12 protein-coding genes and 2 tRNA genes are annotated in these 16,558 nt (G+C 72.9%); 7 read left to right on the forward strand and 7 right to left on the reverse strand.

Features of this window, described 5'->3' with window-relative positions; genetic code table 11:
* The first annotated feature begins 357 nt into the window (after window positions 1-357).
* Window positions 358-2,796 (forward strand): PAS domain-containing protein, encoded by a 2,439-nt coding sequence (locus tag A5481_RS12730; protein WP_053082426.1) that lies wholly within the window; start codon window positions 358-360, stop codon window positions 2,794-2,796.
* 119 nt (window positions 2,797-2,915) lie between these two features.
* Window positions 2,916-4,640 (forward strand): sensor histidine kinase, encoded by a 1,725-nt coding sequence (locus A5481_RS12735; protein ID WP_053082427.1) that lies wholly within the window; start codon window positions 2,916-2,918, stop codon window positions 4,638-4,640.
* Window positions 4,641-4,643: 3 nt separating this feature from the next.
* Here A5481_RS12735 and A5481_RS12740 read toward each other — a convergent pair whose 3' ends face one another.
* From A5481_RS12740 to A5481_RS33485, 3 genes are all read right to left on the reverse strand, one after another.
* The gene (locus tag A5481_RS12740) at window positions 4,644-5,102 is read right to left on the reverse strand and encodes a hypothetical protein (RefSeq protein WP_245238942.1); all 459 of its coding nucleotides are present in this window, start codon (window positions 5,100-5,102) and stop codon (window positions 4,644-4,646) included.
* Window positions 5,103-5,297: 195 nt separating this feature from the next.
* Window positions 5,298-5,531, reverse strand: a complete 234-nt coding sequence (locus tag A5481_RS12745; RefSeq protein ID WP_048435020.1) for a hypothetical protein — start codon at window positions 5,529-5,531, stop codon at window positions 5,298-5,300.
* A 459-nt stretch (window positions 5,532-5,990) separates the two neighbouring features.
* Window positions 5,991-6,146: a hypothetical protein gene (locus A5481_RS33485; protein ID WP_156311916.1), complete on the reverse strand. Its 156-nt coding sequence runs from the start codon at window positions 6,144-6,146 to the stop codon at window positions 5,991-5,993.
* A gap of 297 nt (window positions 6,147-6,443) precedes the next feature.
* Here A5481_RS33485 and A5481_RS12750 point away from each other — a divergent pair, with 297 nt between their 5' ends.
* The gene (locus tag A5481_RS12750; protein WP_156655623.1) at window positions 6,444-9,290 is read left to right on the forward strand and encodes a bifunctional diguanylate cyclase/phosphodiesterase; all 2,847 of its coding nucleotides are present in this window, start codon (window positions 6,444-6,446) and stop codon (window positions 9,288-9,290) included.
* A gap of 42 nt (window positions 9,291-9,332) precedes the next feature.
* On the opposite strand, the gene A5481_RS12755 is transcribed toward A5481_RS12750, so the two are convergent.
* From A5481_RS12755 to A5481_RS12765, 3 genes are all read right to left on the reverse strand, one after another.
* Entirely contained in the window at window positions 9,333-10,769 is a 1,437-nt protein-coding gene (locus A5481_RS12755) for a phosphohexomutase domain-containing protein (RefSeq protein ID WP_064503977.1), read from the reverse strand.
* A 238-nt stretch (window positions 10,770-11,007) separates the two neighbouring features.
* Window positions 11,008-11,082, reverse strand: a tRNA-Thr gene (locus A5481_RS12760).
* A gap of 85 nt (window positions 11,083-11,167) precedes the next feature.
* Window positions 11,168-11,242: transfer RNA gene (locus tag A5481_RS12765), tRNA-Thr, on the reverse strand.
* 264 nt (window positions 11,243-11,506) lie between these two features.
* Here A5481_RS12765 and A5481_RS12770 point away from each other — a divergent pair.
* The 4 genes from A5481_RS12770 to A5481_RS12785 are packed head-to-tail and all read left to right on the forward strand — an operon-like array spanning window position 11,507 to window position 15,653.
* On the forward strand, window positions 11,507-12,496 hold the full coding sequence (locus A5481_RS12770; RefSeq protein WP_064503978.1) for an ABC transporter ATP-binding protein: 990 nt from the start codon (window positions 11,507-11,509) through the stop codon (window positions 12,494-12,496).
* Window positions 12,497-12,525: 29 nt separating this feature from the next.
* A complete protein-coding gene (locus tag A5481_RS12775; RefSeq protein ID WP_048434216.1) occupies window positions 12,526-13,809 on the forward strand; it encodes an ABC transporter substrate-binding protein in 1,284 nt (427 codons plus the stop codon).
* On the forward strand, window positions 13,806-14,753 hold the full coding sequence (locus A5481_RS12780; RefSeq protein WP_048434215.1) for an ABC transporter permease: 948 nt from the start codon (window positions 13,806-13,808) through the stop codon (window positions 14,751-14,753). Before A5481_RS12775 ends, A5481_RS12780 begins: the two co-directional genes overlap by 4 nt.
* A gap of 3 nt (window positions 14,754-14,756) precedes the next feature.
* Window positions 14,757-15,653, forward strand: a complete 897-nt coding sequence (locus tag A5481_RS12785) for an ABC transporter permease (protein ID WP_048434214.1) — start codon at window positions 14,757-14,759, stop codon at window positions 15,651-15,653.
* Window positions 15,654-15,659: 6 nt separating this feature from the next.
* Here A5481_RS12785 and A5481_RS12790 read toward each other — a convergent pair whose 3' ends face one another.
* A complete protein-coding gene (locus tag A5481_RS12790; protein WP_048434213.1) occupies window positions 15,660-16,376 on the reverse strand; it encodes an MgtC/SapB family protein in 717 nt (238 codons plus the stop codon).
* Between the last annotated feature and the right edge of the window lie 182 nt (window positions 16,377-16,558).

A 16,558-nucleotide genomic window follows, 5' to 3' on the forward strand; every position in this document is an offset into this window, starting at 1 on the left:
CCCGGTGCGCGGGGCGCCGCGGAATCGCTCCCGCCGGCCGCCCGTAGATTAGAACTCTTGAAAACTACAGCATAATCAACAAGTTACCGGTCCGGGGCGGTTTCCGCAACCGGCCCGCACCGGTCATCGCGCCGCAGGCCGGCGGGTGCGGCGCGCGCGGCTGGGGATGCGCGGAAACCCTGGGGCGTCTCGCCGGTTGCCTGCGGGATGTCCTGCGTCTATCGCCGGCCGTTCCGCAGGGTCCGGCGACAAGCCGGGCGCGCCGCATCGATCGTCCAAGGTCGTTTTCGTCCAAGATCGTTCATGAGCATCCACGACGCGAGCGGAGAGGGAGACGGGTCCGGACGGGACGCCGTCATGCTCCCGGCCGACGCCCAGGAGCCGGATTTCGCCGCCGCGGCCCGCCTCGCCGGGGCGATCTGCGGCACCGCCTTCGCCCTGGTCCATCGGCCGGGCGCGCCGATCCTCGGCACGCTGCCGCACGGGCTCTCCCCGGGCGACGCGGCGGCGCTCGGCGCGCTGGCCGGCGCGACGCCCGTCGTCGTCCCGGACCTGGCGCGGGACCCCCGCACGGCCGCGCTGCCCGCGGCGGGCGGCCCGCGCTTCTATGCCGGCCTCGTCCTCGCCGGCCCGGACGGACGGCCCCTCGGCGCGCTCTGCGTCCTCGATCCCGCGGCGCGGCCGGACGGCCTGAGCGCCCGCGAGGCCGACGGCCTCGCCGCCGTCGCGGCGCAGCTCACCCGGGAAATGCGCCTCGCCCGGGCGCTCGCCGAGGCCCGGGCCGATCGCGACGACCTGCGCAGCATCACGGAGGCCGCCCCGGCCCTGATCGCCGCCCTCGACCGCGACGAGGTCTGCCGCTTCGCCAACGGCAATTTCTCGCGGTGGTTCGGGCTGGACCCGGCCCAGGCCGTCGGCCGTCCGCTGCGGGCGATCGTCGGCGAGGCGCTCTACGCCGTGCGCCGGCCGCTCCTCGACCGCGCCTTCGCGGGCGAGGCGGTCTCGTTCGAATCCCCCCATCCGGGCGGCGACGGACGCCAGGCCCTGGTGCGCTACGTGCCCCATCGCGGGCCCGACGGGGCCGTCGCCGACCTGCATCTCCTGGGCGTCGACATCACCGCCGAGAAGGAGGCGCGGGCGGCGCTCGCCGACAGCGCGCTGAAGTTCCGGGCGATCGCCGAATCGATGCCCCAGATGGTGTGGTCGACCCTGCCGGACGGCTACCACGACTACTACAACACCCGCTGGTACGAGTTCACCGGTATGCCGGAGGGCTCGACCGACGGCGAGGGCTGGAACGCGATCTTCCATCCCGACGAGCAGCCGGAGGCCTGGCGGCGCTGGCGCCGCTCGCTCGCTACCGGCGAGCCCTACGAGATCGAGTACCGCCTGCGCCGGCACGACGGGGTCTATCGCTGGGTGCTCGGCCGGGCGATGCCGATCCGCGAGCCCCAGACCGGGGCGATCGAGCGCTGGTTCGGCACCTGCACCGACATCGACGACCAGGTCCGGGCCCGCGAGACCCTGGCCCGCAGCCGCGAGGAGCTGGAGACCCAGGTGGCCGAGCGCACGGCGGCGCTCGCCGAGGCCAATGCCCGGCTGACGGCCGAGATGGCGGAGCGCGCCCGGATCGAGGCGGCGCTGCGCCAGTCGCAGAAGATGGAGGCGGTGGGCCAGCTCACCGGCGGCATCGCCCACGACTTCAACAACCTCCTCACCGGCATCGTCGGCTCCCTCGACCTGATGCAGACCCGCATCAACGAGGGCCGTACGCAGAACCTCACCCGCTATGCCGCCCTCGCCATGGCCTCGGCCCAGCGCGCCGCGGCCCTGACCCACCGCCTGCTCGCCTTCTCGCGCCGCCAGCCGCTGGAGGCGCGGGCGGTCGATGCCAACCGCCTGGTCAGCTCGATGGACGAGCTCCTGCGCCGGACGCTCGGCGAGCGGGTCCGGCTCGAGGTGGTGGTGGCCGGCGGCCTGTGGCTGACCCTCTGCGACCCCAACCAGCTCGAGAACGCGATCCTCAACCTCGCGATCAACGCCCGCGACGCGATGCCCGACGGCGGGCGGCTCACCATCGAGACCGCCAACGCCCATCTCGACGATGCCTACGTGGCGAGCGAGATCGGCGTACGGGCGGGGCAGTACGTCTGCGTCTGCGTGACCGATACCGGTGCCGGCATGCCGCCGGACGTGATCGCGCGCGCCTTCGACCCGTTCTTCACGACCAAGCCCCTCGGGCAGGGCACGGGCCTCGGCCTGTCGATGATCTACGGCTTCGCCAAGCAATCCGACGGGCACGTGCGGATCTACTCGGAGGTGGCCGAGGGCACGACGGTCAAGCTCTACCTGCCGCGCCACATCGGCCGGGCCGCGGACGAGCCGGCGCGGGCGCCGGGGATGCCGGTGCCGCGGGCCGAGCACGGCGAGACGGTGCTGGTGGTCGAGGACGACGCCACCGTCAGGACGCTGATCGGCGAGGCCCTGACCGAGCTCGGCTACCGGGTGATCGAGGCGCCCGACGGGCCCGCCGGCCTGCGCATCCTGGAGGCCCCGGGGCGGATCGACCTCGTGGTCACCGATGTCGGCCTGCCGGGCCTCAACGGCCGCCGGATGATCGACGAGGCGCTGGCGGCGCGGCCGCGCCTGCGGGTCCTGTTCATCACCGGCTACGCCGAGAACGCCGCCTTCGGCAACGGCCACCTGTCGCCGGGCATGCGGATGATCACCAAGCCGTTCGCCATCGACGCCTTCGCCGTCAAGGTCCGGTCGATGATCGAGCCGGGATCCGCCTGACGGGGACGTTCGCCGTCGCGTACCGCGAGGCTTCCTCCCGCCGCCGGCTTTGGGGTAGGATCGGTGCGCGCCGGGAGGGAGCCGCCTTCCCTTGCGTCCCCGAAGACCCGGATCGCCCCTTGCCCCAGCCGCCGCTCCGCGTCTTCCTGGCTCTCGGTCTCGGGGCCGCGAGCCTCGTGGCGACCCTGGTCCTCGCCCTGGTGGCGTCGCGGGTGGCGAGCCAGCGGCTCGAGGCGCGCATCGAGAGCGAGCTCGCGGACGTCGCCGTCACCCTGGCCGGCCGGCTCGACCGTGGGCTGTTCGAGCGCTGGCGCGACATGGTCATCCTGGCCGAGAACGACACGATCCGCGATCCCGCCGTCCCGGTCGAGCGCAAGCGCCGGGTGCTGCGCCGCGCGCAGGAGACCTATCCGGACTACGCCATCATCGGGCTGGTCGGCGCCGACGGACGGATCGAGGCGACGAGCACCGGGGCGCTCGAGGGGATCGACGTCGCGCACCGGGAGTACTTCACGCAGGGCCGCACCGGGCCGTTCGTCGGCGACGTGCACGACGCCAAGCTGCTCGCCACCCTGCAGCCGGACCGCGATCCGACCGACCCGCCGCGGGTCCTCGACATCGCCGCCCCGGTGCGGGGCGACGACGGCCGCTTCCTCGGCATCGTCTCGGGCCACCTCGACTGGGCCTGGGCGCGGGCGGCGGAGGCCTCCCTGCGCGAGACCTCGTCGGGGCTTCGCGACGTCACCCCGGTGGTGCTCGCCCGGGACGGCACGGTGCTGCTCGGCCCCCGGTCGCTCAACCGCACGGTCCTGCCGGCGGACCTGCCGAGCGTCGCCGCGGCGCGGGCGGGCGGCTCCGGCACCGCGACGGAGACCTGGGCCGACGGGCGGCGCTACCTCACCGGCTACCGGCAGACCAAGGGCTACCGCGACTTCCCGGGCCTCGGCTGGACCGTGCTGGTGCGCCAGGATGCCGCCACGGCCTTCGCGGCGGTGGCGGACCTGCGCCGGCAGATCCTGCTCTGGGGCCTCGTCGTCGCCACGCTGTCGGCCGGCATCGGCTGGTTCGCCGCCGGCCTGCTCGCCCGGCCCCTGCGCCGCCTCGCGATCGCCGCCGCGGCGCTCGGCCGGGGCGAGCCGGTCGCGGTGCCGGCCTCGGCCGTGCGGGAGGCGCAGGCGATCAGCCACGCCCTGACGGCGGCGTCCTCCGCCCTGCAGCGGCAGGACGAGGAGCGCCGGGCGGCCGATGCGCGCCAGGACCTGCTGATCCACGAGCTGAACCACCGGGTGAAGAACACCCTCGCCACCGTGCAGTCGATGGCGCGCCAGACCGCCCGCAGCGCCGCCTCCCTGGGCGACTTCACCGGCAGCTTCGAGGCCCGGCTGCTGGCGATGTCCCAGACCCACAACGTGCTCACCGCCAACCACTGGGAGGGGGCGGGCCTGCGCGGCATCCTGTCGGCCGAGCTCGAGCCCTATGCCGGCGGCCGGGACGACCGCATCCGCCTCGAGGGACCGCCGGTCTCCCTCACCCCCGCGGTGGCCCTGCCCCTCGGGATGGCGATCCACGAGCTCGCCACCAACGCGGCGAAGTACGGCGCGCTCTCGGCCGAGGCGGGACAGGTGGCGGTGGAATGGGGCGTGCGCGCCGGGATGCTGCGCCTGCGCTGGCACGAGAGCGGCGGTCCCCGGGTGGCGCCGCCGGCCCGCACCGGCTTCGGCACCCGGCTGATCCGCGCCAGCCTGGAGCGGGAACTCGCCGGCGAGGTCCGGCTCGACTTCGCGGCCGGCGGCCTCGCCTGCCTGATCGCCGTGCCGCTCGCGGCCCGCACGGAGGCCGCGTGACCGTCACCGCCCGTAAGGGTAGCAGCGGCTGCGCTCCAGCGGGATGCCGAGATGCGTCGCCAGCACGCGGATCGCCTCGGCATGCTCGACATAGGGGTCGCGGTTGCCGATTCCGACGATGATCGGGCAGCCGGCGCCCGACGGCACCATCGCGGTGGCGAGCCCGTTGCCCTCCGGATCGCGCAGGGTGAAGAAGCGCGGCATCGTGCGGCGCAGATGCGCCTTGAGGCCGATCTGCTGCTCGATGAACGGGCCGGAGGGCGGCACGTAGGAGGCCTCGGCCCGGGCCATGGCCTGGCGGAAGTGCTTCTCGACGGCGTGGCCCATCAGGGCCGATTCCCGGATCGCCTCCGCCTCGGTCTCGATCAGGAACCAGGTCTTGCTGCTGCAGGTCTTGCCGCTGGCCGAGGTCGTCGCGCCCGGCAGGGACGTCGCGCCAGGAACGTCGCAGACGTAGTCCATCGCTCACCTCGCGCTCACCGCGGCGGCCTGTCCGGGCCGCGGACCGGTCCCTCTCAGTGTAGGAGCGAACAGGCCGGTTTTGAAGCGCGGGTGCGGCGCCAAGTCCTTGTGGCACCGAGTCCTTGTGGCACCGAGTCCTTGTGGTACCGGCTCCCGGTGCGATCGGGGTCCGGACGCGGTCGCCCGGCGACGGCGTCAGGCGTCGCCCAGGGCCTCGCGGCCCTGCGCGGTGATGCGCCAGGCCGCCGAGGTGCCGCCCGGATGCGGGCCGGGCTCCTCGCCCAGGAACAGCAGGTGGCCGTCGTTCTCCAGGGCGCAGAGACGGCTGTGATCGCCGGGCCAGGCCCGGTCCGGCTCGCGCAGGACGGTGATGCGGCCCTCCTCGGCGAGGGCGGCGCGGCTCAGGAGGCGGCGGCGGTGATCGATCATCGCGTCGGGTCCTCTCGACAGGATCGGCCGCGCACGACGGAGCCCGGCGGGGAACCGACGGGTCACCCGGCGACGCGGCGGGCGGGACGCGGACGGGGCCGCGTCCGGATGGGATCGGGATCGCCCGCGCCCGGACGCGGCGATCCGCGGCGCGAGGGATGAGCGCCGCCACCGGGGGCGGCGCAGGACGGCCGGGCACGCGCTGGCGCGCCGGGGCGGCACGGCCAAGCTTAACATCCGGGCCCGGGGAATCAATCCGGATGGTTTCGAGACCGTCTCCGGTCCCCCGACCGGCACCCGCCGACGCAGTCCGGCCCGCCGCGGCACACGGCTTCGATGCGAGGACGTCACGGATCGGCAGCGCCCCGCCGGCCGTTGCACGAGGGATGGATCTCGTCCTTCGCGGGCACGGTCGTCGCCGTCCGTTTTCAGCGGCGGAGCGTGTCTTGCGGGGCGAGTTCAGCCGCCGGTGAGGAGCAGGCCGGCCGCCCGCCAGCCGCCGAGGAGGTCCGCGCCGGCGCAGGCGAGACCGAGTCCCAGCAGGGCGATGGCGAGGGCGACGTGGCCGACCGCCTCGAGGGGGCGCCAACCGGTGCGACGAAGCTGTGAGTACATCGCCGGCTCACTGGACCGCAATGGTTAACAAATCGTTACCCATTGCCGCTTCGTGACCGGTCGTTCCGGAGCGCCGGCACCCGTGGGCCTCCCTGCCCGGGGACCGGCCGCCCTCCCCGGCATCAATCGAGCCGCAGTCGTCGCGCGGATGACGTTCGCTATTGCCGGGCTATCCGCAGGTGATGCGACGGTGCCGCCGGGCCCGGGCGGGATTCAGGCCCGCCTCCGATCCGTCACCTTTGTTAAGTGTCGCCGATGCATGTTGGCCGGCATCGTCGCGTGTCGCAGCAGGACACCATGTATCGTGCGTTTATGTGCCTGACGGCCGAGCATGCAGCCTGGGCGGTGCCCCTGGCGGGGCTGGTCTGCTGGCTCTCCTGCCATACCGCGCTGCACCTGCTGGAGCAGGCCCGGGTCGAGCGCGGCGGGCGGGCGTTCGGCTGGCTCGCCGGTGCGGCCTTCTCGGCCGGCGCCGGGATCTGGAGCACGCACTTCATCGCCATGCTCGGCTACGATCCGGGCGTGGGCGTCAGCTACGATCCGGCGATCACCCTGGCCTCCCTCGCCGTCGGCGTCGCCGGCGCCTTCGCGGCCCTGGCCGTCCTGCGTCGCGCCCGCCTCGTCCGCGGGGTCGTCGCGGGCGGCGTGCTCCTCGGCCTCGGCATCACCGCGATGCACGTCACCGGCATGCACGGCGTGCAGGCGCCGGGCACCTTCGCGTGGGATCCGGCGCTCGCCGCCGCCGCGATCCTGACCGGGACCGTCCTGGTCTGCCTCGCCCTCCTGGCGCTGCCGCGGACGGAGCGCGGCGGCCTGATCCTGTCGGCGACCCTGCTGTCGGCGGGCATCGCGGCGATGCATTTCCTCTCCATGGCCGCGACCCGGCTCGTCCCGGACCCGCGCGCCGACCTCGCCGCCGACAGCCTGCCGCGCGCCGCGCTCGCCGCCGGCATCGCCGTCGTCACCCTGGCGGTGCTCGCCTGCGCGGCGATGGCGCTCGCCGCCGACCGCCTGCGTCGCTTGAACCGCGTGCTGAGCGAGCAGACGACCGCCCTCGCGGCGAGCGAGGAGCGCATGCGGGCGCTCACCGACGCGCTGCCCCAGATGGTCTGGGTCGCGCCGGCGGACGGCGACAGCGTCTACACCAACCGCCGCTACCAGGCGCTGTTCGGCGCGGGCGCCACCTCCCGCACGCAGCGCTTCGCCTCCCACCATCCGGACACCCGGGAGCGCATGGAGGCGGCCTGGCGGGACGCGCAGGCCGCGGCACGCCCCCTCGAGACCGAGGCGCGCCTGAGGGACCTGTCGGGCGAGTACCGCTGGTACAAGATCGTCATGGTGCCGGTCCTGCGCGCGGGGGCGGTCGCCGAGTGGATCGGCACGGCGCTCGACATCGACGACATCGTGCGCGCCCGCGAGGCGCTGCGGACGAGCGAGGAGCGCCTGGCCTTCGCCCTCGAGGCCGGCAGCGACGGCCTGTGGGATTGCGACCTCGCCACCGGGGAGGCCTGGACCTCGGACCGCTGGTGGGACCTGCTCGGCTACGCGCCGGGGGAATTGGCCTCCCATACCCTGACCTGGCGGGCGCTGGTCCATCCGGACGACCGGGGGCGGGTCTTCGCGATGCTCGACGAGCACCTCGCCGGCGCCACCCCGGTCTTCGAGTGCGAGCACCGGCTGCGGCGCAAGGACGGCGCCTGGGGCTGGTTCCTCACCCGCGCGAAGGTCGTCGGGCGCGCTCCCGACGGGCGGGCGCTCCGGCTGGTCGGCACCCACGTCGATATCGGCGTGCGCAAGGAGGCCGAGGGACGGATCGCCCACATGGCGGCCCACGACGCCCTCACCGACCTGCCGAACCGCACCCTGTTCCGCGAGCGGCTGCGGCGGCGCCTGGCCGAGGTCGCGGGCGAGGGGGGCTCCTGCGCGGTGCTGTGCCTCGACCTCGACCGCTTCAAGGAGGTCAACGACGCCCTCGGCCACCTCGCGGGCGACGCGCTCCTGCGCGCGGTGGCCGCGCGCCTGCAGGCGGGGCTCGGCCCCGGCGACAGCGCGGCGCGGCTCGGCGGCGACGAGTTCGCGGTGCTGGTCGGCTCGGTCGCGGGCCCGGAGGCGGCGCTGGCGCGGGCCCAGGCGCTCATCCGCGAGATCGGCCGGCCGGTCCAGCTCGGCGGCCAGCCGACCGAGATCGGCGCGAGCATCGGCATCGCCGTCGCGCCCGCCCACGGGACCGACGAGGAGGCGATCTTCCGCCGCGCCGACCTCGCGCTCTACAAGGCGAAGGCGGAGGGCCGGAACGCCGCCCGCGCCTTCGAGCCGGCGATGGATGCCGCGCTCGCGGAGCGGCGCCGGCTCGAGACCGACCTGCGCCGGGCGCTCGCACGCGACGAGCTGACCCTGCACTACCAGCCGCAGGTCCAGCCCGCCCGCGGCCGGCTCGCCGGGTTCGAGGCGCTGGTGCGCTGGCGGCACCCGTCGCGCGGCCTCGTGCCGCCCTGCGCCTTCATCCCGCTCGCCGAGGAGACCGGCCTCATCGTGCCCCTCGGCGAGTGGGTCCTGCGGGCGGCTTGCCGCGAGGCGGCGGGCTGGGCGCGCCCGCTCAAGGTCGCCGTCAACCTGTCGCCGCGCCAGTTCCAGCAGGCCGACCTGCCCGAGCGGGTGCTGGCGATCCTGACCGAGACCGGGCTGTCGCCGGACCGGCTGGAGATCGAGATCACCGAGACCGTCATCGTCAACGACATGGCCCGCGCGCTGACGGTCCTGCGGCGCCTGAAGGCGCTCGGGATCCAGATCGCCATGGACGATTTCGGCACCGGCTACTCGTCGCTGGCGACCCTGCAGGCCTTCCCGTTCGACAAGATCAAGATCGACCGCTCCTTCGTCAGCCAGCTCGAGGAGCGGCCCTCCGCCGCCGTGATCGTCCGCGCCGTGCTCGGCCTCGGCCGCTCCCTGCGGATCGGCGTGGTGGCCGAGGGCGTGGAGACCGACGGGCAGGTGCGCTTCCTCGTCGAGGAGGGCTGCGAGGAGATGCAGGGCTACCTGTTCGGCAAGCCGCAGCCCGCCGACCGCCTCGCCGGCCTGATGGACGAGGCGACGATCTGGACCGGCGCGACGGCGCGGGAGGAGCGGCGCGCGGCGCGCGCCTGACGGCGCCCGGGACCCGCCCCGCGGGCGCCCGCGCGCCCCGGATCAGGCGGCCCCGCCCGGCCCCGCCGTCCCGTCCATGGCCGCCGCCGCCGCGGCCAGCCCCCACCGGACCAGGTCCTCGGCCTCGCGCTCCGACTTCGCCTCCGCGTAGCACCGCAGCTCCGGGGCATTGCCGGAGGCGCGGAAGTGGATCGTCCGCTCGCCGTCGAGCACGATCCGGACCCCGTCCTGCTCGTCGACCGCCTGCGGCGATCCGACGGGCCGCAGGAAATCCCGGCGGAACGCCGCGTCCCGGAGCCGGCCGAGCAGGGCGCCGCTGCGCTCGGCGGCGACGTCGCCCAGGCGGTCGCTCGCCGTCTGCCCCGCATCGAGCGCGGCGACGAGATCGGCGAGGCTCAGGCCCTGCGCCTGCGCGGCGGCCAGGGTCGCGAGGATCGGCAGCATCGCGTCGCGCGTCGGCAGCGCCGGCAGGATCCTCCCGCCGATCGCCACGTCCGATCCGAGCAGGAACCCGCCATTGGCCTCGAAGCCGCAGACGACGGTTGCCCCCTCCCGCCGCGCCTGCTCCATCCCGGCGATGACGAAGGGCGAACCGACCCGGGTGCGCAGCACGCGCGGGAAGCCGGTGCGCTCGATGGCGGAACCGGCCGTCACCGGCACGACGACGGCATCGGCCCCGAGATACCGGGCGGTGATCAACCCGAGCACGTCGCCGCGCAGGATGCGGCCGTCGGCATCCGCGACCAGGGGGCGATCCGCGTCGCCGTCGGTCGTCACCAGGGCGTCGAAGCGGCCGGAGGCCATGACGTCGCGGATGAACGCCACGTCCTGCGGGCGGTGCGCCTCGGTGTCGATCGGCACGAACGTGTCGGACCGGCCGATCGGGACCGCCCGGGCGCCGCAGGAGGCCAGCACGTCGGCGAGCAGGTCGCGCGCCACCGAGCTCTGCTGGTAGACGGCGACCGTCCGGCCCGCCAGGAGATCCGGGCCGAAGGCGTCGAGGGAGCGCCGGCGGTACCGCGCGATCGCGTCCGGCTCCGGCGCGGCCGGGACCGCCGGCGGAGGGGGAGCGTCGCCGGCGGCGCCGAGGGCCGCCAGGATCGCGGCCTCGTCGGCCTTGGTGATCTCGTCGCCGCCGGGGCGATAGAATTTTAGGCCGTTGCGATCCTCCGGGATGTGGCTGCCGGTGACCATGACGGCGCAGGCGCCGCGCCGCCGCGCCTCGAGCGCGAGGGCCGGGGTCGGCAGCGCGCCGCAATCGATCGCGGTCACGCCGGCCGCCGCCGCGGCCGCGGCGACCGTCGCGGCGATTCCCGCGCTGCTGTCGCGCAGGTCGCGCCCGACCACGACCTCGCGGCGGGCCCCCGCCTCCGTGCCGATCGCGGCGAGGAACGCCGCCGCGTAGGCGAAGCTCGGCCCCCCCTCGAGATCCGTGACCAGGCCGCGCAGTCCGGAGGTGCCGAATTTCAAGCTGCTCATGGATTTCAAGCTGCTCATGGGATGCCACTCGTGGATGGGGTGACGACGCGCCGGGCCGGGGCGGATCGTTGCCTGAAGCGATACCGCGCTCGGAAGCGTCCTTGCCGACACGGTATCACACGCCCGTGCGGTGGCACCGACGGCCGGATCTCTGATGAGGCCGGCGGATTCGGGCCGGCGCTGCGCTCCGGTCGACGAGCGACGACGGGATCGGGAATGACGAAGTCCGGAGAGGGGATGGTGCCGCTGGGGAGGATTGAACTCCCGACCTCGTCATTACCAATGACGCGCTCTACCACTGAGCTACAACGGCGCGCCGGCTCGTGCTGCGGCCGCCCCTTCGGGCAGACCTGCGATCACACGCGCCGAGCGAAATCTCCGACTCTCACGCTTGAGGATGGTGCCGCTGGGGAGGATTGAACTCCCGACCTCGTCATTACCAATGACGCGCTCTACCACTGAGCTACAACGGCCCGTCGACCCAACCCGTCCCGCACGCGGCCTCGTGGCCGGGCGGTCCGTGGAGCGCCGAAGACGAGCGGGGGGATAACGGATCGCCCGGCGCATTGCAACAGCTTCGCGGACAGGAATCGTCCCGCGGGATCGGCCCTGCGGGGCTCCCTGCCCTGCCGGGTGCGCCGCGCGGGCCGGCGCCGGGTTCCGGGTCCGCGAGCCCCGACCCCTGGCCCGCCCCTTGCTTTGCCCCCTGCCAAGACGAGCCGCCGAGGGGAGCGCGCGTGGACATCGAACTCGCCAGCCTGACCAAGCGCTACGGCGACACCGTCGCGGTCGACGGCATCGACCTGAAGATCCGCTCGGGCTCGTATTGCTGCCTGCTCGGCCCCTCGGGCTGCGGCAAGACCACGACGCTCCGGATGATCGCCGGGCACGAGACGGTCACGTCCGGCGACGTGGTGATCGGCCCGAAGGCGGTCGGCGACCTGCCGCCGGCGCAGCGCGGCACCGCGATGATGTTCCAGAGCTACGCGCTGTTTCCCCACCTCACCTGCCGCGACAACGTCGCCTTCGGGCTCAAGATGCGGGGCGTGCCCAAGGCCGAGCGGGCGAAGCGCGCCGACGCGATGCTGGCGCTCGTCCAGATGGACCACCTCGCCGGGCGCCTGCCGGCGCAGCTCTCGGGCGGCCAGCAGCAGCGCGTGGCGCTCGCCCGCGCCCTCGTCACCGGGCCCAAGGTGCTGCTCCTCGACGAGCCGCTCTCGGCCCTCGATCCGTTCCTGCGGGTGCGGATGCGCGCCGAGCTCAAGCGCCTTCAGGGCGAGCTCGGCATCACCTTCGTGCACGTCACCCACAGCCAGGAGGAGGCGATGGCCCTCTCCGACCTCGTCGTGGTGATGAATGGCGGCCGCATCGAGCAGGCGGCCGATCCCCGCACGGTGTTCGAGCGGCCGGCCACGGCCTTCGTCGCCCGCTTCATCGGCGGCCACAACGTCATCGCGCTGCCCGACCGGCGCATCGCCGTGCGGGCCGACCGGATGCGCCTCGGGCCGGAGGCCGGCCCGCAGGCGCGCAGCGCCCGGGTGGTCGCGGTCGAGTACCAGGGCAGCACCGTCCACGTCAGCCTCGAGGCGCCGGAGCTCGCCGCCGAATCCGGCGCGGCCCTGACGGCGATCCTGAGCGACCGCGCCTACGCCGCGAGCCCGCTGGCCCTCGGGGAGACGGTGCGGGTGGGCTGGCCGGCGGACGAGGCCCACCGCCTCGACGCCTGACGACGACCTCGACAAGGGAGATTCTCGCCATGACCGAATCCAAGACACCCCGCCTGTCGCGCCGCACGCTGCTCCAAGGGGCCGGCGCCGCCGCCGGCCTCGCCGCCGGCTCGGGCGCCATCACGGGCTTTCCGGCGATCATCGCGGCCGAGCCGGTGACCCTGCGCTACCTCGGCACCGCCGTGAACCAGAGCGGCGACATCGCCCGCAAGGTGAAGGAGGATCTCGGCATCACGATCGAGTACATCCCGGTCGTGACCGACGAGGTCTCGAAGCGCGTCGTCACCCAGCCGAACTCGTTCGACATCGTCGATTCGGAGTATTTCAGCCTCAAGAAGCTGATGCCGTCGGGCAACCTCGTCGGCATGGATGCGCGCCGGATCAAGAACGCCGACAAGATCACCCCGGTCTTCACCAAGGGCGAGGTCGGGGGGAAGAAGATCGGCGACCAGGGCACGGCGCCCAAGAAGGTGTTCTACCTCGAGGGCCCGACCTCGACCAAGTTCGCCGCGTCGCCAACCGAGTGGATCACCCTGATCCCGACCACCTACAATGCCGACACGCTCGGCATCCGCCCCGACCTGATCAAGCGCCCGGTCACGAGCTGGAAGGAGCTGCTCAATCCCGAGTTCAAGGGCAAGGCCTCGATCCTCAACATCCCGTCGATCGGCATCATGGACGCCGCGATGGTGGTGGAGGCGACCGGCGACTACACCTATCCCGACAAGGGCAACATGACGAAGGCCGAGATCGACCGCACCATGAAGGTGCTGATCGAGGCCAAGCGCGCCGGGCAGTTCCGCGCCTTCTGGCAGGACTTCAACGAATCCGTGAACCTGATGGCGTCGGGCGAGACGGTGATCCAGTCGATGTGGTCGCCCGCCGTCACCAAGGTGCGCTCGCAGGGCGTCGCCTGCACCTACCAGCCGCTCAAGGAGGGCTACCGCGCCTGGGCCTCCGGCTTCGGCCTGCCCAAGACCCTGACCGGAAAGAAGCTCGACGCTGCCTACGATTTCATCAACTGGTTCCTGTCGGGCTGGGCCGGTGCCTACTTGAATCGCCAGGGCTACTACTCGGCGGTGCTGGAGACGGCAAAGGCCAACATGGAGCCCTACGAATGGGCATTCTGGATGGAGGGCAAGCCGGCCGAGAAGGACATCAAGGCCCCGGACGGCACCATCATGGAGAAGGCCGGCGCGGTGCGCGACGGCGGCTCGTTCGAGAACCGCATGGGCGCCGTCGCCTGCTGGAACTCGGTGATGGACGAGAACACCTACATGGTGCGCAAGTGGAACGAGTTCATCGCCGCATGAGCACGGTCGCGGTCCCTGCACTCCCGGAGGCGGTCTCCGCCGCCTCCCCCCTCCCGGGGCTCGCAGCAGCGACGCGGCGCCAGCGCCGCCTCGCCTACTGGCAGGCGATGCCGCTGGGGCTGGTCTTCCTCGTCTTCTTCCTTGTGCCGCTGGCGCTCACCCTGATCGTCAGCTTCTGGGAGTACAACGAGTACGAGATCATCCCGGCCTTCACGCTCCAGAACTACGCCGACGTGTTCGAGGGCTGCCTGTCGGGGGCCGACCTCTGCACCACCTTCCGGACCTACCTGTCGACGCTGAAGTTCTGCCTGCTCGGCTGGGCCGCGACGCTCGGCATCGGCTTCACCGTGGCCTACTTCGTCGCCTTCCACGTCCGCTCGACGGCGATGCAGACGGTGCTGTTCCTCGTCTGCACCATCCCGTTCTGGACCTCGAACGTGATCCGGATGATCGCCTGGGTGCCGCTGCTCGGCCGCAACGGCCTCGTCAACGACACGCTGATGGGCCTGCGGCTGATCAGCAGCCCGATCGAGGGGCTGCTCTACTCCGACTTCTCGGTCGTGCTGGCCTTCATCCACCTCGACACGGTGTTCATGATCGTGCCGATCTTCAACTCGATGATGCGGATCGACCGGTCCCTGATCGAGGCCGCGACGGATGCCGGCGCCACGCCCTGGCAGACGCTGTGGACCGTCATCGTGCCGCTATGCAAGCCCGGCATCGCCATCGGGTCGATCTTCGTCCTGACGCTGATCATGGGCGACTTCGTCACGGTGGGCGTCATGGGCGGCCAGCAGATCGCCTCGGTCGGCAAGGTGATCCAGGTGCAGATGGCCTACCTGCAATTCCCCGCGGCGGCCGCCAACGCGGTGGTGCTGCTCGGCGCCGTGATGGTGCTGATCGCGGCGCTGACCCGCCTGATCGACCTGCGCCGGGAGCTGTGAGCCATGCGCCGCGACGGGCCCCGCCCCTTCTCGTTCTACGTGCTGGCGGCCTTCTTCGGGCTGTTCGTGCTCTTCCTCTACGGGCCGACCCTGACGATCCTGGCGCTGAGCTTCCAGGGCCCGCAGGGCGGCCTCACCTTCCCGATGAACGGGGTCTCGACCTTCTGGTTCTCGCGCCTCTGGGCCGGGCTCGGCGTCGTCGACATCTGGGCGGCGTTCCGGCGCTCGCTGGCCCTCGGCCTCGTGGTGATGGGCCTCACCGTCACCCTGGCGTTCTTCGCGGGGCTGGCCTTCCGCAAGGGCTTCTTCGGCCAGACGCCGCTGTTCTACGTCGCGGTGGCGAGCCTGATCGTGCCCTCGATCGTGGTCTCGCTCGGCATCGGCCTCGAGTTCCGGCTGATCGACGAGGGTATCAAGGCGCTGGCCGCCTGGACCGGCTGGGGCGTCCTCCAGGACCACGGCACCGTGATGGGGCTGTTCACCTCCGCGCTCGGCGCCCACCTGACCTGGACCCTGCCCTTCGGCCTCCTCATCATGTTCGCGGTGTTCAACCGCTTCAACCCGGCCTACGAGGAGGCGGCGCGCGACCTCGGCGCCACCGGGCCGCAATCCCTGCGCCACGTCGTGGTGCCGATCATCCTGCCCTCCCTCGTCGGGGTGGCCTTGTTCGGCTTCACCCTGTCCTGGGACGAGCTCGCCCGCACCAGCCAGGCGATCGGCGGGCGCAACACCCTGCCGCTGGAGCTCCAGGGCCTCACCACCACGGTGACGACGCCGGAGATCTACGCGCTCGGCACCGTGACGACCGGGGTCTCGCTCCTCGTCATCGGGCTCGCCTTCGGCAGCTTCCTGGCGATCCAGCGCCGGCGGGCGCGGCGGGTGACGCTGCCCGGGACCTGATGTCCTTCAATCCGTCGTCCGCACCGTCCAGGTCGCCCGGCGGATTCCCTCGGCGGCGCCGAGACGCGCGATCACCGCGTCGATCTCCTCCGGCTCGATCGCGGTGCTGACCAGGGTGGCGACGACCTCGACGTCGTCGTCGCCGCGCTCCTCGACGTCGACCTCGCTCACCGGGTAGTGGGCCGCCTCCAGGCGCTCGACCAGGAGGTCGCGCACCTCGGAGAGCCGGTCGGTGTCGGTGGTGGCGCGGACCTCGTAGGTCGCCTCCGAGTCGCGCTCGTCGATCGGGATGCGGTTGATCGCGTTGACGAGGGGCCGCAGCAGGGTGTTGCCGGCGAGCACCGCGACGGTGACGAGGGCGGCCTCCGCCGCGAGATCGACCCCCGACAGCGCCCCGACCGCGGCCGAGCACCACAGGGTCGCGGCGGTGTTGAGGCCGCGGACGTTCATCCCCTCCTTCATGATCACGCCGGCGCCGAGGAAGCCGACGCCCGAGACCACGTAGGCGACGATGCGGATCGCGCCGTCGCCGTGGCCGATGCGCATGCCCAGATCGACGAAGGCCGCGGCCCCCACCGCCACCAGCACGTTGGTGCGCAGGCCAGCCGTCCGCTGGCGGTACTGGCGCTCGGCCCCGATCAGGGTGCCGAGCACGAAGGCGCAGAGCAGGCTCAGGGCCGAGTTCAGAAATTCGCCGGCCTGGAAGGCCTGGATGATCGCCATCGCGTCGCCGCTCGTGAGGGGAATGCGGATCCGTCCGGGTCCGGCCGAACCCCGCGCCTATAGCGGGGCCGTGTGACGGATGGATAGCGCCGGGGTCACGAGGCCTTGCCGGCGGACGGCTTGCCCGAGGCCCCCTTGTCGGAGGGCGATCCCTTGCCCGAGGGTTCCTTGCCGGAGGGTTC

The organism is Methylobacterium platani (assembly GCF_001653715.1).
GTDB classification, from domain to species: domain Bacteria; phylum Pseudomonadota; class Alphaproteobacteria; order Rhizobiales; family Beijerinckiaceae; genus Methylobacterium; species Methylobacterium platani.